Source organism: Microcoleus sp. ARI1-B5, from assembly GCF_036705795.1.
Taxonomy (GTDB): Bacteria; Cyanobacteriota; Cyanobacteriia; order Cyanobacteriales; family Microcoleaceae; genus Microcoleus.
Window position 1 is genome coordinate 105531 of sequence record NZ_JAUBVK010000005.1, and the last position, 21034, is coordinate 126564.

The 21034-nt window shown below is 49.0% G+C and carries 20 protein-coding genes and 1 pseudogene; 12 read left to right on the top strand and 9 right to left on the bottom strand.

The features are described 5' to 3' along the window. Positions 1–74 precede the first annotated feature (74 nt). Positions 75–4580: a PAS domain S-box protein gene (locus QUB63_RS10255; RefSeq protein WP_332944914.1), complete on the top strand. Its 4506-nt coding sequence runs from the start codon at positions 75–77 to the stop codon at positions 4578–4580. A 477-nt stretch (positions 4581–5057) separates the two neighbouring features. On the opposite strand, the gene QUB63_RS10260 is transcribed toward QUB63_RS10255, so the two are convergent. From QUB63_RS10260 to QUB63_RS10270, 3 genes are all read right to left on the bottom strand, one after another. Beyond that, a complete protein-coding gene (locus QUB63_RS10260; protein WP_332944915.1) occupies positions 5058–5525 on the bottom strand; it encodes a hypothetical protein in 468 nt (155 codons plus the stop codon). Between the two features lie 232 nt (positions 5526–5757). Beyond that, on the bottom strand, positions 5758–6183 hold the full coding sequence (locus QUB63_RS10265) for an MAPEG family protein (protein WP_332944917.1): 426 nt from the start codon (positions 6181–6183) through the stop codon (positions 5758–5760). 12 nt (positions 6184–6195) lie between these two features. Beyond that, entirely contained in the window at positions 6196–6624 is a 429-nt protein-coding gene (locus tag QUB63_RS10270; RefSeq protein ID WP_332944918.1) for a DUF6220 domain-containing protein, read from the bottom strand. A 90-nt stretch (positions 6625–6714) separates the two neighbouring features. Here QUB63_RS10270 and QUB63_RS10275 point away from each other — a divergent pair, with 90 nt between their 5' ends. From QUB63_RS10275 to QUB63_RS10295, 5 genes are all read left to right on the top strand, one after another. Next, positions 6715–7398, top strand: a complete 684-nt coding sequence (locus tag QUB63_RS10275) for a LuxR C-terminal-related transcriptional regulator (RefSeq protein ID WP_332944919.1) — start codon at positions 6715–6717, stop codon at positions 7396–7398. Between the two features lie 133 nt (positions 7399–7531). Continuing rightward, positions 7532–8524 (top strand): methyltransferase domain-containing protein, encoded by a 993-nt coding sequence (locus tag QUB63_RS10280; protein WP_332944920.1) that lies wholly within the window; start codon positions 7532–7534, stop codon positions 8522–8524. Between the two features lie 265 nt (positions 8525–8789). Beyond that, positions 8790–9341 carry a hypothetical protein gene (locus QUB63_RS10285; protein WP_332944921.1) on the top strand — a complete coding sequence of 184 codons (552 nt, stop codon included), beginning with the start codon at positions 8790–8792 and terminating at the stop codon, positions 9339–9341. A 265-nt stretch (positions 9342–9606) separates the two neighbouring features. Continuing rightward, positions 9607–10389 carry an SAM-dependent methyltransferase gene (locus QUB63_RS10290; RefSeq protein WP_332944923.1) on the top strand — a complete coding sequence of 261 codons (783 nt, stop codon included), beginning with the start codon at positions 9607–9609 and terminating at the stop codon, positions 10387–10389. Positions 10390–10402: 13 nt separating this feature from the next. Further along, positions 10403–10738, top strand: coding sequence for a cupin domain-containing protein (locus tag QUB63_RS10295; RefSeq protein ID WP_332944925.1), 336 nt, complete (start codon positions 10403–10405; stop codon positions 10736–10738). A gap of 250 nt (positions 10739–10988) precedes the next feature. Here the strand turns inward: QUB63_RS10295 and QUB63_RS10300 are convergent, their stop codons facing one another. After that, on the bottom strand, positions 10989–11690 hold the full coding sequence (locus QUB63_RS10300) for a Crp/Fnr family transcriptional regulator (protein WP_332944926.1): 702 nt from the start codon (positions 11688–11690) through the stop codon (positions 10989–10991). A gap of 45 nt (positions 11691–11735) precedes the next feature. On the opposite strand from QUB63_RS10300, the gene QUB63_RS10305 reads away from it, so the two are divergent. The 5 genes from QUB63_RS10305 to QUB63_RS10325 all read left to right on the top strand — a co-directional run bounded on the left by QUB63_RS10305 (position 11736) and on the right by QUB63_RS10325 (position 17084). Beyond that, a complete protein-coding gene (locus QUB63_RS10305) occupies positions 11736–12254 on the top strand; it encodes a hypothetical protein (protein WP_332944928.1) in 519 nt (172 codons plus the stop codon). A gap of 199 nt (positions 12255–12453) precedes the next feature. Continuing rightward, positions 12454–13260: a thiazole synthase gene (locus QUB63_RS10310; RefSeq protein ID WP_332945217.1), complete on the top strand. Its 807-nt coding sequence runs from the start codon at positions 12454–12456 to the stop codon at positions 13258–13260. Between the two features lie 79 nt (positions 13261–13339). Beyond that, entirely contained in the window at positions 13340–13507 is a 168-nt protein-coding gene (psb34, locus tag QUB63_RS10315) for a photosystem II assembly protein Psb34 (protein ID WP_332944929.1), read from the top strand. A 559-nt stretch (positions 13508–14066) separates the two neighbouring features. Next, positions 14067–16274, top strand: coding sequence for a hypothetical protein (locus QUB63_RS10320; protein ID WP_332944930.1), 2208 nt, complete (start codon positions 14067–14069; stop codon positions 16272–16274). Positions 16275–16391: 117 nt separating this feature from the next. After that, positions 16392–17084 carry a response regulator transcription factor gene (locus QUB63_RS10325; RefSeq protein WP_332944932.1) on the top strand — a complete coding sequence of 231 codons (693 nt, stop codon included), beginning with the start codon at positions 16392–16394 and terminating at the stop codon, positions 17082–17084. Positions 17085–17176: 92 nt separating this feature from the next. Here QUB63_RS10325 and hemG read toward each other — a convergent pair whose 3' ends face one another. After that, a complete protein-coding gene (hemG, locus tag QUB63_RS10330; RefSeq protein ID WP_332944933.1) occupies positions 17177–18643 on the bottom strand; it encodes a protoporphyrinogen oxidase in 1467 nt (488 codons plus the stop codon). A gap of 36 nt (positions 18644–18679) precedes the next feature. Between hemG and QUB63_RS10335 the strand changes: the two genes are divergently transcribed. Continuing rightward, on the top strand, positions 18680–18889 hold the full coding sequence (locus QUB63_RS10335) for a hypothetical protein (protein WP_332944935.1): 210 nt from the start codon (positions 18680–18682) through the stop codon (positions 18887–18889). Between the two features lie 144 nt (positions 18890–19033). Here the strand turns inward: QUB63_RS10335 and QUB63_RS10340 are convergent, their stop codons facing one another. The 4 genes and pseudogenes from QUB63_RS10340 to QUB63_RS10355 all read right to left on the bottom strand — a co-directional run bounded on the left by QUB63_RS10340 (position 19034) and on the right by QUB63_RS10355 (position 21031). Continuing rightward, the gene (locus QUB63_RS10340) at positions 19034–19288 is read right to left on the bottom strand and encodes a DUF2811 domain-containing protein (protein WP_332945218.1); all 255 of its coding nucleotides are present in this window, start codon (positions 19286–19288) and stop codon (positions 19034–19036) included. Between the two features lie 507 nt (positions 19289–19795). After that, positions 19796–19957 carry a hypothetical protein gene (locus QUB63_RS10345; RefSeq protein ID WP_332944937.1) on the bottom strand — a complete coding sequence of 54 codons (162 nt, stop codon included), beginning with the start codon at positions 19955–19957 and terminating at the stop codon, positions 19796–19798. Next, positions 19954–20388, bottom strand: coding sequence for a hypothetical protein (locus QUB63_RS10350; protein WP_332944938.1), 435 nt, complete (start codon positions 20386–20388; stop codon positions 19954–19956). The genes QUB63_RS10345 and QUB63_RS10350 overlap by 4 nt, the downstream gene beginning before the upstream one ends. Positions 20389–20395: 7 nt before the next feature. Further along, positions 20396–21031 (bottom strand): annotated as a pseudogene (locus tag QUB63_RS10355) (cryptochrome/photolyase family protein). Positions 21032–21034: the final 3 nt, after the last annotated feature.

The following is a 21034-nucleotide window of genomic DNA, read 5'->3' on the forward strand; positions in this document are numbered from 1 at the left end:
GCTGTCTCAGCAACACTTGGCCGGTGAATTAGCCATGAGCTTTCCCACAATAAATCGGATCAGGAGTAACAAGCGTGAGTTTCGATCGAGTCAAAAGCATTTTCACAGGTGTTCGATTACTTCCATATAGCCTAGCGATTTTCTCCGTGGCTCTGGCACTGGGGCTAACCCGATCGCTCTTACCGTGGCTCGATCGCACCACAACGCCACTGTTTTTGCTCGCGGTGATGGTAAGCGGCTGGTATGGCGGTTTGGGGGCCGGTTTGCTGGCAACGGTTTTGTCTGCTTTGGCAATCAATTATTTCTCGATCGAGCCTTTCTATTCCTTACATATTGCCAATTTCCAGACAATTGCTCAGTTGAGTGCATTTTTGATGGCGGCAGCGGTGATTAGTTTGCTCAATCAATCGCGGCGCAATGCTTTAGAAAACGCCCGAGCATCCTTGCAGACATTACAGGAAGCAAGGCCGTCAGAACAAGAAGCGGGGGCGGTTAGGGAAGCTGCAGAAAGTGCGGCGCAAGAACAGCTAGAAAATGTGCTTTCTAGCATCCGCGATGGGTTTTATGTTTTAGATCGCGATTGGCGGTTTACCTACGTTAACGATCGCGTCTGTGAAATGGCGGCAATGCAGCCAGAAGCGATGCTGGGTCAAAGGATTTGGGATTTGTTTGCCGATTTGATTGACACCGCTGTTTACCTGCAGTTTCATCAAGCGATGAGGGAGCAAACGCCCAACTGCGCTGAGTATTTTTATCCGAGATGGCATCGCTGGTACGAACACCGACTTTATCCTGCGCCCGATGGAGTGGCGGTTCTGGCAACTGACATTACCGATCGCAAACAGGCAGAACTGATGCTGGTCGAGCAGAAGCAACTCCTAGAGTCGATCGCATCGGGACAGCCGCTAGACGAATGCCTAGCTGCGGTATGTGACGCGGTATCGAGGCTCAATCCAGGCGTAAGAGCCTGCTTCTTGCTGGCGGATGCCCAACGGTTGAAGTTTTCTCGCTCCATCACTCCAGACTTTCCCCCAACCTTTGGAGAAGGACTCAAGGATGCTCCGATTAACGATTTGTGCATTGGGACGTGCGGCGAGGCGGTGTATTCCGGTCAGCCGATTACCAGCGCGGATATTGCCAACGACGATCGCTGGTCGCAACCCTGGCGAGACTTATGCGCCGCTCACGGCATTCTAGCGTGTCATTCCACGCCCGTACTAGGTGCAGACTCTCGGCCGATCGGGTCGCTGATGCTGTGCTTTGACCGGGCGCGGCCGCCGATTGATTGGGAGTACCGACTGGCCCAGTTTGGCGTTGGGGTTGCCAGCATCGTGTTTGAGCGCGATCGATCGAGCCTTGTCCTGCGCGAATCGGAAGCTCGCCTGCTGCGGGCAATTGCGATCGAAACCGTCGGAGTCATTTTCTTCACAACCGACGGCAGGATCGCCGAAACCAACGACGCTTTCCTCCAGATGAGCGGCTACAGCAAGCAGGATGTCGAGCAGGGATTGATGCGGTGGGACATCATGACACCGCCGGAGTGGATGCCCGCTTCCCTCTGCGCCATTGAGGAGTTTGAAACAACCGGGCGCACCACTCCTTACGAAAAGGAATACCTTCGCAAGGACGGCTCGCGCTGGTGGGCATTGTTCGCTGCAAGGCGACTGAGTGAAGCAGAGGGCGTAGAATTTATTATCGATATCAGCGATCGCAAGCGCAGCGAAGCCGATCGCCAGTTGGCAGAAATAGCGCTGCGAGAAGCTCTCGTGCAGTTGGAGTCGGCTTTGGCGGCTGGAGCAGTTTACACGTGGCGCTGGAACATTCCGAGCGATCGCGTGATTGTCGATGCTGCGATGGCTCAATTGTTTGACGTAGAGCCGGTGATGGCGACGACAGAAGGGCTGCCGATCTCCTTTTTTATCAACGCCATGCACGAGGAAGACCGCCCTCGCATTTCGGCCGCAGTTGAGCAGGCGATCGAGACAGGCGAGAACTATGTTGCTGAGTACCGAGTTCGGACTGCCAGCGGTGAAGAGCGTTGGCTCACGGCACGGGGTCGAGTCGAGTATGACGAAGCGGGCAACCCGGTTTCTTTCCCCGGAGCACTCGTCGATATTACTGAGCGCAAACTTGCCGAAGCTAAATTGCAAAGACTTTCCGCCGAAATTGAGCAGCAATTGCGAAGGTTTGATGCGGTGGCATCTTCCGTGCCAGATTTTATCTACACCTTTGATTTGTCGGGACGGTTCACTTACATCAACAAACCATTCCTCGACCTCTGGCAGAAAACGTGGGCCGAATCTGTTGGCAAAAACTTCTTGGAATTGGGTTATCCGATCGAGTTAGCCGATCGCGTGCAACGCCAGATCCAACAAGTCATCGCCGCGGGCCAACCGCTGAAAGACGAAGGGCCCTACACCAGTGCCTCGGGGACAAGAGACTACGAGTATATTTTTGTGCCGCTGTTTGATGCCGATGGTGCAGTAGAAGCAGTAGCAGGAATAACCCGCGATATCACCGATCGCAAGCAAGCAGAGGAAGGCCTGCGCCAGAGTGAAGCCCGCCTCCGCCTGCTCGTTGACAGCGCCAAAGATTACGCGATTTTCACCCTCGACCAGGGCGGCACGATCGACAGTTGGAACTCAGGGGCCCAGAGGCTGTTTGGCTATACCGAAGCAGAGGCGATCGGCTGCCCCTACGAGATTTTCCTCACGCCCGAAGACAACGCATCGGGACGAGCCGATCGCGAGAGGCAAACTGCTCTAGCGCAAGGACGGGCAGAAAACGAATGTTGGCACCACCGCAAAGATCGGAGTCGCTTTTGGGCAAGTGGGTTGATGATGCCCCTGCTCGACGAAGCAGGTAGTCCCCGAGGCTTCGTCTGCATTATGCAGGACAAGACGGCGCAGCGGCAGTCAGGTGAAGGGCTGAAATTGCTGTATGAAACGACCCGCGAGCTGCTCTCGACAGACGAGCCGCTGATGCTGATCCACAATCTATTTAACAAACTCGCAGCCCTACTGGACCTGCACTTTTTATACAACTTCATGGTGGAAGAAAAAGACAACCGTCCGATGCTGCATCTGAGAAACTCTCACGGCATCTCTGAAGAATCAGTCCAGGCGATCGAATGGCTCGAATTTGGTGAATATTTTTGCGGGCGGGTGGCACAGCAGGGGCAGCAACTCGTCCTCAACCAAGCGCAACTTTCCACAGAGCAGAACGTTCAAACTGCCTCTGCCATGGGGATCCCGGGGATCGCTGCTTATGCAGCGTTCCCGCTAATCGCCCTTGGGCGATTAGCGGGAACGCTTTCTTTTGGCAGTATCACTCGAACGCATTTTACAAGGGCAGAAATTGAGTTGTTGCAATCCACCTGCGATCTGATCGCGATCGCGATCGAGCGGGCCAACCTGACAAATTCACTCCAGCAGCAAGCGGAACAATTAAGACAGGCAAATCGCCTCAAAGATGAGTTTTTGGCGGTATTGTCCCACGAGTTGCGATCGCCCCTCAACCCGATTTTGGGCTGGACGCAGATCCTCAAAACCGGCACGCTCGACCAAGCCAGAACCGCTAAAGCCCTCACCACGATAGAACGCAATGTCAAGCTGCAATCGGAACTGATAGAAGATTTGCTGGATGTCTCTCGGATTCTGCAAGGGAAACTCAGCATGAATGTGAGTCCGGTTAATTTAGCCGCCACGCTGCGAGCGGCGATGGAAACGGTGCATCTAGCAGCCGAAGGCAAGTCTATTACGGTAGAAGCAAATCTCGCTCCTGAAGTCGGACAGGTTTGGGGCGATGCAACTCGCTTGCAGCAAGTAATTTGGAACCTGCTTTCTAATGCGGTCAAATTTACGCCGCCTCTCGGGCGCGTGACGCTGCGATTGGAACAGATTGGCGATCGGGCGATCGTCTCCGTTAGCGACACCGGCAAGGGCATCGATCCTGAGTTTTTGCCCTTCGTGTTTGACTATTTCCGCCAGGAGGATGGTGCTACGACGCGCAAGTTTGGCGGGTTGGGATTGGGGCTGGCGATCGTCCGCAATCTGGTGGAAATGCACGGCGGCACAGTTGAGGCAGCTAGCCCGGGTGAAGGGTTAGGCGCTACTTTTACCGTGAAACTGCCGTTAATGCCGGTTCAGTCTGCCGCCAATGTCGATCGCTTATCTTCCGAGCCATCGCTTGATTTGGATGGAATTAAAGTTTTAGTCATCGATGACGAAATTGATTCGCGAGAGTTTGTGGCGTTTGTCTTAGAGCAAGCGTCGGCGAGAGTCATCACCGCCACCACCGCAGGCGAGGGATTTGCACTGTTGACTCAATTTCAGCCGGATGTGGTGCTCAGCGATATTGGAATGCCCGATATGGATGGCTATATGCTGATGCGGCAGATTCGAGCTCTGCCGCCTGAGCAAGGGGGAAATGTTCTGGCGATCGCTCTAACCGCCTATGCTGGAGATTTTAACCAACAGCAAGCGAAGCAAGCTGGATTTCAAAGCCATCTAGCAAAGCCGATCGAACCCGCTCGATTAATTAAGGCGATCGGCGCACTTCTGGAAAACAATACTAAGTAGAAGGAAGTTCGGCAACGAGCAATGTACGGGATGTAACGGATGTAACGGATGTCGTAAAAGTAGGGTGCGTTGCGATCGACAATTTCTTGCATCCGATCGACAATCTCACGTATCCGCACCTTATAATATCAAGTCGGGTCGAGTAATCTGAATATAGTAGGGGCGGGTTCACCAACAATATTGGCTAAAAATCGACCATCTCAAAAACCCGCCCCGGTCTATGTATAATGGTCAATTTACCGGATACGATCTAACATTTTTACAGCCCGTCAAAGCATTTTTCAACCTTAATCTTGCAAAAGTGACGCATTAATATCATGTCCCTCGATTACCCTAATAAAAACCGATCGCTTATAAGCGATCGGACACGCTATAAGATAAAAGAAACCGAGTTTTTGACTTAATCTGTAGGTGACAGCGCATCTTTTCGTCCATCAAACCCAGTTTCTGACTGCGCCTGCACCAGCACTATCCCGATCAGTTTGCATCCTTTCTTTTGGGTTGGTTCAATTCCTTGCATTTAGCTAAAGCCAAATCGTAAGCATTTTGGTAATCGCTCCCCCCTAACATCAAATCGCCGTAATATTCATAAGGCTGATTGCCGTAAACCGGCAGCGGGTCATCTTCGGGATAATCTTCTTTTGACTCCTCTAGAATTGCTTTGAGTTTCTTCACGCTCAATCGCTGTGCGGGGAAGTAGTGAATGTCTCCAGCGCTGAAACCGAGATGGGGAAAAGTTGGGTCAACAATTCGATCGCCGAGTTCAATCCAGCTATACTCAATGGGTTTATATGGCGCTCCCGGTGCAGCCAAAAAGCCTTGGACGTAGATTGCGCCCTCGGTTGCTAATGCTGCTTTACAAGCATTGTCAAAGCAGTTTTTAGAGTTGCTTTTGAGGCGAGTTGCGATTTCAATAGAAAGGGTCTCATCTAAGAGTTCGGTCATAATTGCTTCGAGTCGCGTGTCCGATTAGATTGTAGCAAGTCACAGCTCCGAACACAAAGAACGATCGTTCTTTGTGTGCCCCTATGAATAGAGCCCATACCCCCTCACCCATAAACAATTTGATTCCCATACACTGTCAACTGTCCACTGTCAACTGTCCGCTGCCTCACCCATAAACAATTTGATTCCCATACACTGTCAACTGCCCACTGTCAACTGTCCGCTGCTATACCTATGTAGCAAAGTGGCTAAGAGCTGCACGGATTGCAATGAACCACACCATGAGGGTAGAGAATAAGTAGAGGTAGAACCGCAGCAGAATCAGATTGAAGGTACAATGAACGATGCTGTGCAAGGCGCGAAAACCAACGAATATCCAAGCTGCATTCACATAAATTTCATCTACCTGGTTCGTGATGAAAAGGTATAGCACCAGCGTATAAAACAGGACGGGAATCTCGAACAAATTCTTGAAGTTATCTGATGGATTAGATACCTCTGGTGGCGAGATTTGCGCCAGCGTACCAGGTACAGCCAGCTCCTTCTGGCCGAAGTTTGTATTGTTGATGAAAGTGATACGGCGGATGTACAGATACACCCAAACCAAGAGTGTCAGAAACACCATTGCAAAGAAGGGACTGAAAATTGCATTTTGCATGATTTTTACCTATCAAACTCGATCGTTCTGAAGATGGGCGGGCGATAAAATGCGCCCTAGGCTATGTACAAGACTTGAAGAAACAAAGAGTAACGTAAATCCAATCAGAGGATGGAGTACCTCTAGATGAAAAGGAGTCTTGAGATGAATGGTCAAAAATTGTAGTCCCAGCAGCACGGGTAGACTTGCGGTGAGACGTTGTATTTGAGGTGAGAATCGAGTGATGAGCGACCATCCCAGTAATAATAATGACAGCCCGCTATATCCTCGGACTAGCCAAACATGAATATCCCACCATGCAGGGTTAACAAAGTAAGCGACTCCAACCGTTAACAATTGAGCAATCAAGCAGAGGTTAAAGATCACTGAAGTCGCATAAAAGCCGATCGGCATCCAACGCATGGGAGGGCGATCGCGCTCAATTTCCGAATTGATGGTCATTTCACGTTATTTTTGATACTTTTGATAATATAAGCTGAGTAATTCAGCGATCGTAGACCCCGATCGGGTACACTTTTCGCCATCACGACGATGACCAATTCCTTACAGCATTTATTTGAAGCAATTAATCAGGTCAAGGATGAACAAGACCTGCGATCGCAAGTCGTGCCGAAAATCGGCGAGTATTTCGCGGCTAAGCGATGCGGAGTCTTTTTCTTTGACCAATTGCCTTTGTTAGATGGTAATCTTCAGAAAGCACTGCCAATTGCACTATCGATCGATCGCAATCCTATTGCACGTTATCTAGTTGAGCGCCATTCTCCCGTCCACGAAGGACTGCTAGCATCACCCAAAGTTTGGACGATGATTTGTCCTCGCCCCGATCATTGGCACGTCATGGCGGGCCCGATTGTAAGCTGCGGTAAATTAGTAGGTGTATTCGGCTGCACTCGCGAACAGTCAATGCCTGCTTTTGATGCCCAAAATCTAGCTGATTTGAGTGGAATCTGTTTGCACTTATCTGTCTGGGCTGCAACAGTGCGCTCGCCATACCAGCCTGTCAAAACCAATCGCTTAACGCCTCGTGAATTGGAAATTGCCGAGTTGGTTGCTTTGGGACGAACCAACGCCGAAATTGGGACTGAACTTTGGATTACTGAAAATTCTGTGAAGCAAGCTCTCAAGCGAATGTTCCGCAAGCTTGAGGTTTCATCCCGCGCGCAGATGGTGGCACAACTTTCTGCTACAAAATACCATGTGCCAAGTATACAATAGTCGGGATCGGATTTGGTACTCAACACCGACTAATTTGATTATATTGTTTTGTCTCAATTGCTTATAATAATTTAATCGCCCTAATTTTGTCGGCAATTTCAGCCTGCATTCTGCCCTGGAGAAAAGGTAAAAAATGAATTTATTTTTGGTTGTACTTGGAGTTGTGTTTGCACTGCTGGCGATCGCCCTTACGCTCTATTTAATCGCGGCGCGCCCTTATCAATCATCCGACTCCGTGGCGAATTCCTACGATGAATGGACGGAAGACGGCATTCTAGAATTTTATTGGGGCGAACATATCCACTTAGGTCATTACGGTTCGCCGCCACAACGGAAAGATTTCCTCGCGGCTAAATCCGATTTTGTGCATGAAATGGTGCGCTGGGGCGGCTTGGATCGATTACCTCCCGGCACTACAGTCTTAGATGTTGGTTGTGGAATTGGTGGTAGCAGCCGCATTTTGGCGCAGGATTATAAGTTTGCTGTCACTGGAATTACGATCAGCCCGCAGCAAGTTAAACGCGCTGGAGAATTAACTCCGCCAGAACTCGATTTGCAGTTTCGGGTGGATGATGCTATGGCACTTTCGTTTCCAGATGCGAGTTTTGATGTGGTTTGGTCGATCGAAGCTGGGCCGCATATGCCCGACAAAGCCGTTTTTGCCAAAGAGTTAATGAGAGTCGTAAAGCCCGGTGGCGTGCTGGTTGTGGCCGACTGGAATCAAAGGGACGATCGCGAAATCCCGCTCAATTTTTGGGAAAAACCGGTAATGCAGCAACTGCTGGATCAATGGTCGCATCCGGCTTTTTCAAGCATTGAGGGCTTTTCAGAACTTTTAGAAGCAACGGGGTTTGTGGAGGGCGCTGTAACAACCGCAGATTGGACGAAAGAAACCCTTCCTTCATGGATAGATTCTATCTGGCAAGGCATAGCTAGACCGGCCGGATTAGTGCGTTTTGGTTTATCGGGTTTCATCAAGTCTCTGCGAGAAGTACCGACTCTTTTACTAATGCGATTAGCCTTTGGTGCGGGGCTTTGTCGCTTTGGAATGTTCCGCGCACTGCGAGCAAATTCGGTGGCAGAATTGACAGCAGCAAGTTCCAGTAAAACGATGACGGGTGTTTAGCGAGCGCCTAAAAAATCTAAAACTGTCCGAAGTATTGGCAATACTTCGGACAGTTTTAGGCATAGGTCGAGTACCCGAAACCCAGACGGGCTGTATGGTGGACTATTTTTTCTTTCGTTTGAGGCCAGCGCTAAATTTCCTAAAATGCGTTAAAAATGGCTTGGCTTGCCAAGTAAGGCTTACAGAGGCGTTAAAAAACAGTCCGGACTATTGAGAAGGTATAATGTATGCAGTCTTATAGTTAACTTTAAACAAATAGATTGCTATGGCAAAGGATTTTCAAAATGATGTCATCAAGGCTGTTAACTGCGAAGTAAATCTTGGTGAATCTGTTTTAGATGCCTATATGCTGCTTCCCAGTCGTGAGAAGCGCTTGGGTGTTGAGAATATAGGAGCTACTTTGGGATACTTAGATAGCTTCTTTTTCGAGCGAACAAAATGGGGGTCTGAAACAGTGAAATCCTTACACAGCATGGGTTTTTCTGGGGAAGTAATTTGGGTGGATATTATTGGCGAAGGTGATGAGAAAAGAGGTGATTTTTTGATAAAAACTCTTAGCCTTCGAGATTTCGTAAAACTTATTACTTACGAAGCTACAATTAAACGCAACTTAAAAGCTACTATTTTATTAGCTGCTTTTGCTGAAACAGGTTTAGAGCGAATTTTGGAAGATGCTTTTGCAGGAAGGTCTATAGATTTTCTTAGTGAAAAAATTGTTCATTACAGCAAATGGACTTATGAGGAGTGGCAGGAGGTTTGTGCGTATAACCGCGAGGAGGTACGAGCTTTGCGTATGGGACCTTCTGCCTTCACTTGATTGCTGCGGACAGTTCCCGATATTGTAGGGTGCGTCAGCCTCTCGAAATCTTTGGGATAACTGCAAGAATCTAGGAGGCTGACGCACCCTACTATAATATAAATCGCGCTATTGTAGGGTGCGTCAGCCTCTCGAAATCTTTGGGATAATTCTCAAAATTCAGGAGGCTGACGCACCCGAGGATAATTTGAATATGAGCTAGATCATAGAAAGATTGGGGAGAATTTGGCAAACTGAGAGTAAGCTTAAATAGGAGGTCAAATCAATGACCGATACTGCTCTCAATTTGCAGACTGCACCGGGCCATGAAGTCCTAGCGGCCGCTGGTAAGAAAATGCTGAGGCCGGGGGGAAAAGCTGCTACGGAAATGTTATTTGAATGGGCGGATTTTGGGCCTGGGGAAACTGTTTTGGAGTTGGCTGCTAGTTTTGGATATAGTTCGATCGCCCTTGCGGAGCGTTTTGGCGTTAAAGTAGTGGGAGTTGAGAAGAATCCCGACAGTGTGGCGCGCGCTCGTGCTAATGTCGCAGCAGCGGGTTTGGGCGATCGAGTGGAAATTGTGGAAGGAGATATTTTGCACTTGGATCGGATTTCCCAGCAGTTTGATTGGGTGTTGGCTGAAGCTATCCTGACGATGCAGTCAGGGTCGGGGAAAGCTAAAATTGTATCGGGAATTTGCGATCGGCTAAAGCCCGGGGGTAAGTTTCTTTCTCACGAACTTTTAGCCAGAAACCGAGAATCGGAAATTCACAAAGCTTTATCGGAAGTGATTCGGGTTAATTCCACGCCGTTGTCTGAGTCGGGCTGGATTGCGGTTTGTCAAAACGCGGGTTTGCACGTAGAAAAGTGTCAAACCGGGGCGATGGGACTCCTCAACTGGCGGCGAATGCTTGATGATGAAGGGTTTTTGGGTACTGTGCGGATTTTGTGGAATGTTTTAAGGAAACGGCAAATTCGCGATCGTATTTTAGAAATGCGTCGAGTTTTCCAGCATTACCAACAGGATTTAGGCTACATCATCATCTGTGCCAAAAAACAACAATATTAGGGAGTAAAATTTTATGACTGCTACTCTTTTACCGCTGCAATCTTCAGCAATCCAACTCCGAGACACAATCGAATATCCCGCGGCCGGAGTGCTGAGCAAAATTTTAATCAAAGACAATAATTGTCAGCATACTTTACTTTGTCTGGCCGCAGGTTCGGACATTGCCGAACACAATTCGGCGCGCAATGCCACAGTTAATGTAATCGAAGGAAAGGGAATTTTGACTCTGGAAGGTAAGGATATTGTTTTGGAACCGGGGGTGTTTGTTTTCATGCCTTCTCGCGCTCCCCACGCTTTGAAGGCTGAAGAAAACTTGGCGTTTGTTTTGACACTTTCTGAGCCTCATTAATGCCATCATTATTCTGTAGGGGCGGGTTTTACCGATCGCAATTGCCTAAAATCAATAATCTCATAAACCCGCCCCCCACAACCCGTGAATCGGGGCGGGTTTATGTAGATAGTGAGTTGCAGTCAGATATTGTTTGTGAAATCATGTCCCGTAGCATCATCAGTTGGGGCGGGGCGGGTTTACGAAATTGTTAGTTTGAGACGTAAATTGTTGGTAAAACCCGCCCCTACAAGAATTGGGTTTTTAACCTTTAATCTATTTCATCTCCCGAGGCGAGATTCTCCAATTTTTCCCAATCCAACACCGCAATCTTCCCCCCTCGACTGTAAGATACAAACGGCTTTAGTTTCTTAAACAACCGCACGCATTCTTCATAAGTAATGCCAATACTGCGAGCAATTTGATAGTAGGGAAAACGTTTTTCTAAACATACACTATTATCCGCAATCTTCGTACCTTGCTCGATGCCAAAGTAATGAATGAATCGGGCCAGCCGGACGATCGCCCTTTCCGACACCAAACCGTGTACTGTCTCGTGCAGTTGCTGCAACCGCTGGTTGAAAACCGCCAATATTCGCAAAGCAATCTCGGGATTTTCCCGAATTGCAGCTAGCAAAAATTCCCGTTCTGTGGTAACAACTTGCACGTCAGTTTCAGCCGTCACCGTTGCCGGCGCAATTCCGTTACCGAGTAAAGCAGGTGCGGCAAACATATCTCCCTGAAATAAGGTGCGGAGAATTGTTTCTTTGCCCGCCGCCGCTGTTTTTGCTACCCGCAGCGAACCGCTCAAAAGCGTGTATAATTTTTCGGGGATGCGATCGCCCTCATACATCACAACTTCTCCCTGTCGGTAAGTCCGAATTGCTGTATGTTCTTGCAATTGCTCTAAATCAGTTCGGTTTAAGCTGGCAAATATCCCAATTTTAGCAAGTTGCTCAACGGTTGCTTTCATGCAGTTAACTCTACTAGATCGAAGTCCAATAAGAATACAATAACGGTGAATCCAGAATATATCCAGCAAAGCAGAGCTATCTACGAAAATGCAGAACCAGAATATCAACGATATTATTTTGATGAGGTAGCTGGAGGATTTGTGCTTATCCACCAACAACACAATCTTAATAATTCAGAAAGTTTTGTCGCTGAAGTTTTGGCTAAAATAGGAAAGAGAGTTACACTGTTGAGCGAGCAAGCAGCAGAGGGTGTGAGAACGCCCGATGCTGAGATAGACGGTCAGATTTGCGAATTTAAGGAGTTAACAGAATCTACGAGGAACATCAGGTATCGAGTTCAAGAAGGAATCAGCAGGGCAAAAAATCAAGGTGCATCAGTAGTTATTTTTCAGATAAACCGAGAAAATTACGAGGTCTGCAAAATCAACGCTGGCATCAAGCAAGGTCTGTTTTGGGTATCCCAAAACCAGATTCAACAAATAATTTTTGTTGCCAACAGCAAACAAATTCAAATCATTACAAGGGAAGACTGGCAAAATGGAAGACCATTTCAGCGAATTTAAAGAAATCGTAGAGTGCGGGTTGAAAAATAATATGCCGCGAGATGCTAAACTAATTACTGTAGGCCAAATTTTATATGCTGTTACCCGTGACGATCTAACCATCAAAGAAGGTTGGCAGCTTGAAGAGATGATGGGTGGCAGAACACAGTGGGAAGAGGCTCTTGAGTACAGTATTTTTGGCTATCCAGTAGATACAGCAATGCCATCTTTAGATAAACCTCTGGTGATTGCTGGCAAAACTTTTCATTCTCGCTTGATGACTGGGACGGGAAAATATCGCAGCATTGCCGAAATGCAGCAAAGTGTCAATGCTAGCCGGTGCGAAATTGTTACTGTGGCTGTGCGGCGCGTGCAAACAAATGCTCCCGGTCATGAAGGATTGGCGGAGGCTCTTGATTGGACTAAAATTTGGATGCTGCCCAATACTGCTGGCTGTCAAACTGCGGATGAGGCGGTTAGAGTGGCTCGTTTGGGTAGGGAAATGGCGAAACTTTTGGGGCAAGAAGATAATAATTTTGTCAAGTTAGAAGTGATTCCTGATGCTAAGTATTTGCTGCCAGATCCGATCGGCACTTTGGAAGCTGCAGAGCAATTAGTCAAAGAAGGTTTTGCAGTTTTGCCTTACATCAATGCCGATCCGCTGCTGGCAAAACGCCTAGAAGAAGTCGGTTGTGCGACTGTCATGCCTTTAGGTTCGCCCATCGGTTCGGGACAAGGGATCAACAATGCTGCCAACATTCAAATAATTATTGACACGGTAAAGGTTCCTGTGGTGGTGGATGCTGGAATCGGCACTCCCAGCGAAGCTGCCCGAGCAATGGAAATGGGCGCCGATGCACTGTTGATTAATTCGGCGATCGCCAATGCCCAAAATTCTCCGGCAATGGCAAAAGCAATGTCCATGGCTGCAGAAGCCGGCCGGATAGCGTACTTAGCAGGAAGAATGCCGGTTAAAGATTACGCGATCGCCTCTTCTCCCGAAACAGGCACTGTCACCTCAAAATAAATTCCCGAACTTTCCACGGCGCTTTGATGGCATTTTTTGATACAGTGATGGAAATCAAAAATATAGAGGATTGCTGCCAATGCCTTATACTACCGAAGAAGACGGACGCCTGAACAATTTTGCCAAAGAGCCGAAGATGTACGGCGCCGAACCTCCCAACAAGAATCAGCAGCGGAACTACATCATCATGGGTATTGCAGCAGCCATGTTGGTCGCCGGTTTGGTGTTTGTGGCTGCTTCGGTGTAAAAACTGGGCTGACACTTAAGGCTGCTTCAAATCGCAATTTTAAATCATCATTCCACAAACCATGTTTCCCTACCAAGGTCAACATGGTTTTTGTGTTTCAATAAAAAGCAGGTAGTTGCAACAGTCCTGAAGCGTGCCGAGCGGGCTGGAAGACTAAACAAGGCAAGCAGAAATAGGGTTTTTTCCGATCGGCGTTCAGGTTCAGGGGCGATCGTTGCAATTAATCAGACGGAATCGGAGCGTCGATTTTAGATTTTAGATTTTAGATTTTAGATTTACTTGCAGCGCAGAGAATCTGGGATCTAGAAATTGAGTCTAAAATTTTGGGATCGACCAGCCAAGCTCGTGTCGGAAACTTGTACCCGTTTTTGGGCGGGGTCACAAATATAAAATTGCTAATTGAAAATCTACAATCATGCAGGTCATCAACGGTGCGATCGACTGCCGAACTCGCCGGCGTTGCGAGTTATGAGCGATTTCAACTCTCAACTCTCAACTCTACAATCTACAATCCAAAATCTAAAATCTAAAATCTAAAATCTAAAATCGCCAGACCGTGATGTCTATTCCTTCCCAAAAAGTTTCTAGCTCGAACAAGCAGATCTACCAACGCTTGAAACAGGCGATCGACCTCAACTTACGCCGTCAAATTTTTATCGCAGCCTGCGACGACTTGTTCTTGCGGGACTGTCTGGCAGCCCGCTTGCAGGCAGAATTAGCCGCCGACAGCGCCGACTCCATCCCTCGCTCCCCGATCGACTATCCCCGATTTGTCAGTTTGGAACTCGACTTGAGCGATCCAAATCCTTGGGACTCGATCGCTGGGTGGCTGACCCAACACCCACCGCCACGAAACGCGGGCATCTACAGCCGTTTGCCTGGATTTCAAATTCTCGGGGCCGAACACCTGACCAGGCACTCACCGGCCGTGCAGTGGTCGTTCCTGAGCTATTTGAGAGACATCGAAGCAAACCTGCAAATGTGCGAGTCTGCTCTGTTGCTGTGGGTGTCGCGCCCTTGGCTGAGTTCGATCGAGCAGTCGGCCCCGGAATTTTGGCAGTGGCGCACCGGAGTATTTGAGTTTGAAGGCGAACCAACTCCAGCTAAGGGAGACTTCGGACACTCGGAGGACTTCGGGCACTCCCCAGACTTGGGTTCCTTGCGGGACAGCGGAGACTCCGGCGACAAACTTTTAAAATCTTCAGAGTCTGAACAATCCCCAATTCCCCTCGAACAAGTCCAAATTCCCGATTCCCCATCCCCCGATCCCGATTCTAAATCAGTCGAACTGGCAGATTTGGTTCTAGCAGCGGCCTCTGGGGAGTTGGAAGCAGAAAATAATCCCGCATCGGAGGACAATTTTCTGCCGCTGCAAACCCTGCAATATATCGAACTGCTGCAAGAACATCAGTGCTGTTCCGAAGCATTGGCTTTGGCTTATCACAGTTTGGGAAATTACTACCGCGATCGGATTCTGGCCGGAGACGCTTCGCGACAAAACCTGACAATTGCCATTCGCGCTCACGAACAAGTGATTGCGTACCTCGAACTCGACGCCAGCTTGCAGGAAAATCAACCGCCAACCGACGAATGCGCGCGGCTGATTGCCCAATTGACACAAAATTTAACTCAGTACGCCCAGGAGTCCAACACCCTACCGCCAATGGACGATCTGCTCAACGATCTCGGCACTTTCTACTGGATGCTGTCGCGCGATCGCACCAATGGCGTCAACGCCTCAGATCCGGTATCCTGCCTCGAACGCAGCATCGCCCTCTACCTGGAAGGTTTGAACCGCACAGATGCCGAGAGCGCACCCCAAACCCGCGTGAGATTAAACAAAAATTTGGGAATCGCTTCGGCAGATTTAGCCCGCTATCGAGACAAGACAGAGAACTTGCAGCAAGCCGTTGCAGCTTACCAACAAGCGCTGCTGGATCTAGACCCCGCAGCCGAACCCCAGCAGTACGCTGCGGCTCAGAATAATTTGGCGACAGCATACTGGAATTTAGCTCAAGACGGTGAGCCGATCGTCTATCTCAAAAGCGCGATCGAAGCTTACACCCAAGCCCTCTGCTGTTACAGTCCCGAACGAGAACCCCTAAACTATGCCGGAGTCCAAAACAACCTCGGTACCGCTTGCTGGAACCTCGCCCAGCACGAACCCTCAGAACTCTTGTTAGTCAGGGCGATTGAGGCCTACCGCGAAGCCTTGAAATACCGCACCCGAGAATTAGTACCCGCAGCAGCCGCCGCCACCTACAACAATCTCGGTACCGCTTATTGGCATTTGGCGAACCAGTTCGGGTCCAAACAAGCCCGGACGGAATCATTGCAGCAGGCGATTGCCGCCTACGAAACAGCGCTGGATATTGTCGCTGCGGATGTCGATCGAACCCCACTCACCTTTGACACTCTTGCCGCCCGCAACAATCTCGGACTAGCCCACTATCAACTAGCCACAGACCGAGATTTCGCCGTCAACAAAGCCGCCCAGACCAGCCATCTAGAAGCTGCACTGCACCACCAGTTGCAAGTGTGCGCCGGTGTCGGACAACATCTCAACGACAAAGGGTTAACATATGGAGATAAACTCCACCTGCAAGCCCCGCCAAACTCCCAAGCTGCTGATTCCCGGCAAACAGCATTGAGCTATATTGTTAAAACGATTAGAGCTTTCTATAGTGAATGTGGGCTGCAAGGCCAAAATTTAGCCTTATCCAAAGTTCCCGGAGATTTATTGCCTGAAATCTTGCGTAGGTTATAAATATGGCTATAAATATGGCTATAACTATTAAAAGCTCAAATTTTTCGAGATTTGTATCCAGTTTTCTATTATTATGGCTGAATATTCTTGCCTAATTCTTCAAGCAAAGTTGTGGTCATGGCCCCTGTAAAAATCCTTGTGGTTGATGACGACCCGGCAATCCGAAATTTAATTCACCGTTTTTTAAGCCAGCAAGGTTATCAAGTTGAGTCGGCCGGAGACGGTCAGACGGGTCTGGAATTATTCGATCGACTCAATCCTGACTTAGTAGTTCTAGATGTAAATTTACCCGATACTACTGGCTACAAACTCTGTCAAGAAATGCAAAGACGCACGGGCGTGTTTGTGTTGATGCTGACCAGCCGAACCGATGAAGCTGACAAAATGAAAGGGTTTGCCGAAGGTGCCGACGACTACATTACTAAACCTTTTAGTCTTGTAGAGATTGGAGCTCGCGTTGCAGCCATTTTGAAGCGCAAGCGCATTGTTACTCCCGCTCAACAACAAACTCTTACCTTTGGACAGCTACTAATAGATCCCGTCCGCCGCGAGGTGATTCTCAGCAGTCAGATAGTTGCTTTGACTGCTTTAGAATTCGACCTGCTGTACTGTTTGGCCAGCAAACCCGGTCGCGTGTGGAGGCGATCGGAATTGCTGCATGAAGTCTGGGACTACGAGTATGTGGGAGCCGATCGCGTGGTGGATGTCCATATCGGTCAAATTCGCCGCAAAATTGAACCAGATACCAATCAAATTTCGATGATTCAAACCGTCCGGGGAGTGGGTTACAAGTTTGAGCCAAAAACCTAGTAGCATTCGGCATTCGGCAGCCGGATCGGCAGGCACAAGGCTGTGGGGTGGGTTCACAAATATCTTGGATATTTGTAAACCCGCCCGGACCACTATCGATCGTTCAAATACTCGCCCACTGCTCGCGCCCGTTCAAAACCCCTGCGCACGCAATCTCCCAAAGCCACGCCGCCAAAGTAGTTGCTGCACAAATACAGCCCGGGCAAAGATTTTAAGCCCCGATCGATCTGTTCGAGGCGATCGAAATGACCCAAATTGTACTGAGGAATCGCCCGCTTCCACAGTTTCACAGTCAAAACTTTCGGCTGCGCCGCCTCCGGCTTCAGCAAAATCCGAGACAAATCTCGGTGCACCTCCCCAACAATTTGTTCGGCGTCGAGATTGCCAATTCCCGAGTCAGTAGCCCCGCCGATGTAACTGGTGAGAGTTTGCCAGCCTGCAGGCGCGCGATCGGCAAACAAACTCGATGTCCAAATCGTCCCCAGAGTCCGAATTCCCTGCCCCCTCGGAATTAAATTTCCAAATCCCACTAATTTGCCCTTGACATCCGACATCGGATATGCTAGTACAACGGAGGCAACCGTAGGATAAGTAAAAGCTTGTAAAGCGCTGCTAACGGACGGTTGCAGAGACTGCAACAACTCCGCTGTAACGTAAGCGGGCGTCGTCAACACCACGGTGCGGGCCTCAACTTCCTGCTGTCCGTCGGGCGTCGAGAATACAGCAATGTAAGTTTCGCGTTCGGTGCGATCGAGCCTAGTCAGGTGCCAGTTGAGTTTCAGCCGATCGCCCAATTGAGCAGCGATCGCCTCTGGCAAAGCCTTCAACCCCCCTTTAAACGAACCCAACTCCCCCGGCTTAGTCTTCGGAATATTCGGGTCTGCAAGAATATTTAGCCCCCCCTTACCAAGGGGGGGTTGGGGGGGTTTTTTCCTAGCAGAAAGCAGCGCCCCCGCCACCAGAGAGCCGCCCGCATCAGCCATCTTTGTTACCCGCCCAAAAGCCGCCGCCGCGCTAAGTTGTTGCGGATCGCCCGCATACACCCCAGAAACAAACGGTTCCACCAACCGCTGCATAACTTCCGTCCCCAGATGACGGCGGAAAAATTGAGAAACAGTTTCCTCATCACCCTGCTGCGAAAGTTGAGAACCCATTGCCGGCGCCACAAACCCCAAAGCCCCGAACAGCGCCCGCAGTTTCCCCGGAAAACTCAGCAACTGAGACTGAATCATCGCCCCAGGAGTCATCGGCACCGGTTGCAGCTTCTTTTGCCAATAAACATAACGCGGCAATTTGCGATCGGCAAAAATCAACTCCTGCTTCAAACCCACATCCACAGCCAACTTCAGCAACTCCGGCGTCGGCGAAAAACTATTCGGGCCCTCCTCCCAGAGAAACCCTCCCCCCGTAGCAGTTGTGATATTCCCGCCCACACGTCCCTGACTCTCAGCGACCAAAATCGCCCGTGGCGATGCACTCGTTGCTTCCTTCACAAGTGCGTGCGCCAAACTCAAACCGCTAATACCCGCACCCACAATCAAGGTATCTAAAAGTTCCATGTTACATATATAAAAATATCGCAATCTTTATGTTACATGGGTTTGCGCGACTTGCGATCTTTGCTAGGCGTACCGCAAAACCGATTCCCAATTATTGAATTGGGAATCGGGAATTGGGAATCGGGAATTGGGAATCGGGAATTGGGAATCGGGAATTGGGAATCGGGAATCGGGAATCGGGAATCGGGAATCGGGAATCGGGAATCGGGAATCGGGAATCGGGAATTGGTAATCGGTAATCGGTAATCGGTAATCGGTAATCGGTAATCGGTAATCGGTAATTGGAATTGGAATTGGAATTGGGAATCAAGAATTGGGAATCAAGAATTGGGTAATTCTCCCCCTCTCCCCGTCTCCCCCTCTCCCCCTCTCCCCCTCTCCCCCTCTCCTTCAAGACGACGGAGTTACATTGCTGTGCAAGTCTTGAGGGGATTGAAACAGAGTTTCGAGATAAACTCTTGCAGCTTGGCGGTAGCTGCGCGAGGCTTCCGGCGTACCGCTATCGGCATTCTGCAACAAAAACAGCGACAGGGACGCGGAGAATACTCGGTCTAGATCCCATTCGGGATGAGTTTCCAGATAAGTTTTGAGAGAATCGTGCAGCGTTTCGGGAATTTCGGCAAAAATACTGACTGTTGGGTTCATCATTTTTTTAGTGTCGCTAATAAATTGAAAATAGAACCCCCCTTTCGGCCGGATACAGGTGCAGGCACAGCCGAAATCAGAGCGCTTTTTTTAGGTCGGTCGCATCATTGTGCGCTATCAGGGGGTGGGTTTGTCAATGTTGCGAAATATTACAAAGTCGTTTATGTAAAAAAAAGATTTACCAAATAATCAGCCTTTAAAGGCATTTTTTGTTACATAAATTTATATTTTGGGGTTTGTATGAGGGATTTGGCAGCAGGTTAACAAAATCCCCAATTCCCCAGCAACATCCCACCGTGCCGTTAATTTCTGTGGAAAACTTTGTCCCGTCTGTGGAAAACCTCGGACTTGCCTGTGGAAACGCTGTGGAATGTTTAGGGAAAAGTCAGAGAAAAAATAAGAATTGCAAAGGCGAGTCATTGGTCATGGGTCATTGGTGATGGGTCATGGGTCATGGGTCATTGGTGATGGGTCATTGGTGATGGGTCATTGGTCATTGGTGATGGGTCATTGGTGTTTTCTTCTTCCTTCTTCCTTCTTCCCTCGAACCTCTTCCCTCTTCCCTCTTCCTTCTTCCTTCAAGAAAGAGTGCCAGTCGGCGGCTTTTTGGCGGATGGTTGCCAATTCTTGGGGCGGTATTTTGTCGAGGTTGGCTAAGATAAAGGTCATGGGATCGATCGACTGAAGCTTGTCCCGGTGGCGCGCCCGGAAGTCCGAGTAGAAGAAATTGAACGGACAGGCATTGTCGCCCCCACAGTGCGATCGAACTTGCACCCCCCAAAATAGTCGCTCATTTTATTAATGTAAAAATACACACTGCGAATGTATTCTCGCCACCCGATAATTTGGCGGATAAAACCCTCGACACCAGTTAAATTTAAGTTTTTGTCGAAGTACGCTGTTTCGCCAGCTTGAATAACTTCTAAAGGATGCAGCAAGCCAATATTGAGATACGGAGAAATTAGGCAATGCCAAATTGTTTCTTCCCCCCTTACCATCGCGTCTTGATAAGGGCGAAAAGTCGGGAGACACTGTTCGATGAAATTATCTAATACTTGCTCTCGCTTGCTCTCGCCCCGCCGCCGAGCGCCAAGGTTCAATATCTCCCTAAGTTGGGAAAGATAGAGCTTTAACTTGTGCGATAACTTCTTGAGTTATCGCATCCGGTTCAAACCAGAGAGCTTTCGGCGTATCCATTTTGCCTTTTGGGGGCGGGCGATTTTATGAGTCAAAATTCCACTTGCCTCCGACTGGTTTCTTGCCATCCATTAAAACTTGGAAACGCTGGCGGCTGGCTCGATAAATGTCTTCCATTAACAAACGTTTGCGGCTTGATGCCCAATCTTTAAATTCTGTTTCTGTTCACAAAAATTGATTGTTGGGGAGTAGGATTATTTTGCAGGGAAGTTGCAAGTTTTGAACGAGCTGCAAAAAAGGGCGATCGTTCGGCGCCATCACCCGCACTTCCGCGATGTTGTGAGCTTGAATCCAAGCTTTGATAGGTGTTTCAAAGTCGCCCGATGTTGTGTAAGTGACTTGGCAGCCGCCCCCGCGCAATTCTTCAGCAAAGTGGCGCATTGCCGACCAAATTCATACTAATTTTTGTGGGTGGTAGGGGCGCTGTTGAACGTGCTGCCATGATTCAATTAAAATTACGGGTAGGGAAGATTTATCGTCTGTGCGGTTGAGAGCCGCTTGGTGCTGCCAAAGTCGATCGCCTAATCTCCAAACCCCAACAGTCATTTT

Excerpts from the sequence above, each read along its gene's own strand:
- QUB63_RS10320 (WP_332944930.1), top strand. The coding sequence starts at position 14,067 with ATGTCTATTCCTTCCCAAAAAGTTTCTAGCTCGAACAAGCAGATCTAC.
- QUB63_RS10335 (WP_332944935.1), top strand. The coding sequence starts at position 18,680 with ATGGGTTTGCGCGACTTGCGATCTTTGCTAGGCGTACCGCAAAACCGA.
- QUB63_RS10265 (WP_332944917.1), bottom strand. The coding sequence starts at position 6,183 with ATGCAAAATGCAATTTTCAGTCCCTTCTTTGCAATGGTGTTTCTGACA.
- hemG (WP_332944933.1), bottom strand. The coding sequence starts at position 18,643 with ATGGAACTTTTAGATACCTTGATTGTGGGTGCGGGTATTAGCGGTTTG.
- QUB63_RS10290 (WP_332944923.1), top strand. The coding sequence starts at position 9,607 with ATGACCGATACTGCTCTCAATTTGCAGACTGCACCGGGCCATGAAGTC.
- QUB63_RS10275 (WP_332944919.1), top strand. The coding sequence starts at position 6,715 with ATGACCAATTCCTTACAGCATTTATTTGAAGCAATTAATCAGGTCAAG.
- QUB63_RS10340 (WP_332945218.1), bottom strand. The coding sequence starts at position 19,288 with ATGAACCCAACAGTCAGTATTTTTGCCGAAATTCCCGAAACGCTGCAC.
- QUB63_RS10300 (WP_332944926.1), bottom strand. The coding sequence starts at position 11,690 with ATGAAAGCAACCGTTGAGCAACTTGCTAAAATTGGGATATTTGCCAGC.
- QUB63_RS10345 (WP_332944937.1), bottom strand. The coding sequence starts at position 19,957 with ATGACCTTTATCTTAGCCAACCTCGACAAAATACCGCCCCAAGAATTG.
- QUB63_RS10280 (WP_332944920.1), top strand. The coding sequence starts at position 7,532 with ATGAATTTATTTTTGGTTGTACTTGGAGTTGTGTTTGCACTGCTGGCG.
- QUB63_RS10260 (WP_332944915.1), bottom strand. The coding sequence starts at position 5,525 with ATGACCGAACTCTTAGATGAGACCCTTTCTATTGAAATCGCAACTCGC.
- QUB63_RS10325 (WP_332944932.1), top strand. The coding sequence starts at position 16,392 with ATGGCCCCTGTAAAAATCCTTGTGGTTGATGACGACCCGGCAATCCGA.
- QUB63_RS10310 (WP_332945217.1), top strand. The coding sequence starts at position 12,454 with ATGCCATCTTTAGATAAACCTCTGGTGATTGCTGGCAAAACTTTTCAT.
- QUB63_RS10285 (WP_332944921.1), top strand. The coding sequence starts at position 8,790 with ATGGCAAAGGATTTTCAAAATGATGTCATCAAGGCTGTTAACTGCGAA.
- psb34 (WP_332944929.1), top strand. The coding sequence starts at position 13,340 with ATGCCTTATACTACCGAAGAAGACGGACGCCTGAACAATTTTGCCAAA.
- QUB63_RS10295 (WP_332944925.1), top strand. The coding sequence starts at position 10,403 with ATGACTGCTACTCTTTTACCGCTGCAATCTTCAGCAATCCAACTCCGA.
- QUB63_RS10270 (WP_332944918.1), bottom strand. The coding sequence starts at position 6,624 with ATGACCATCAATTCGGAAATTGAGCGCGATCGCCCTCCCATGCGTTGG.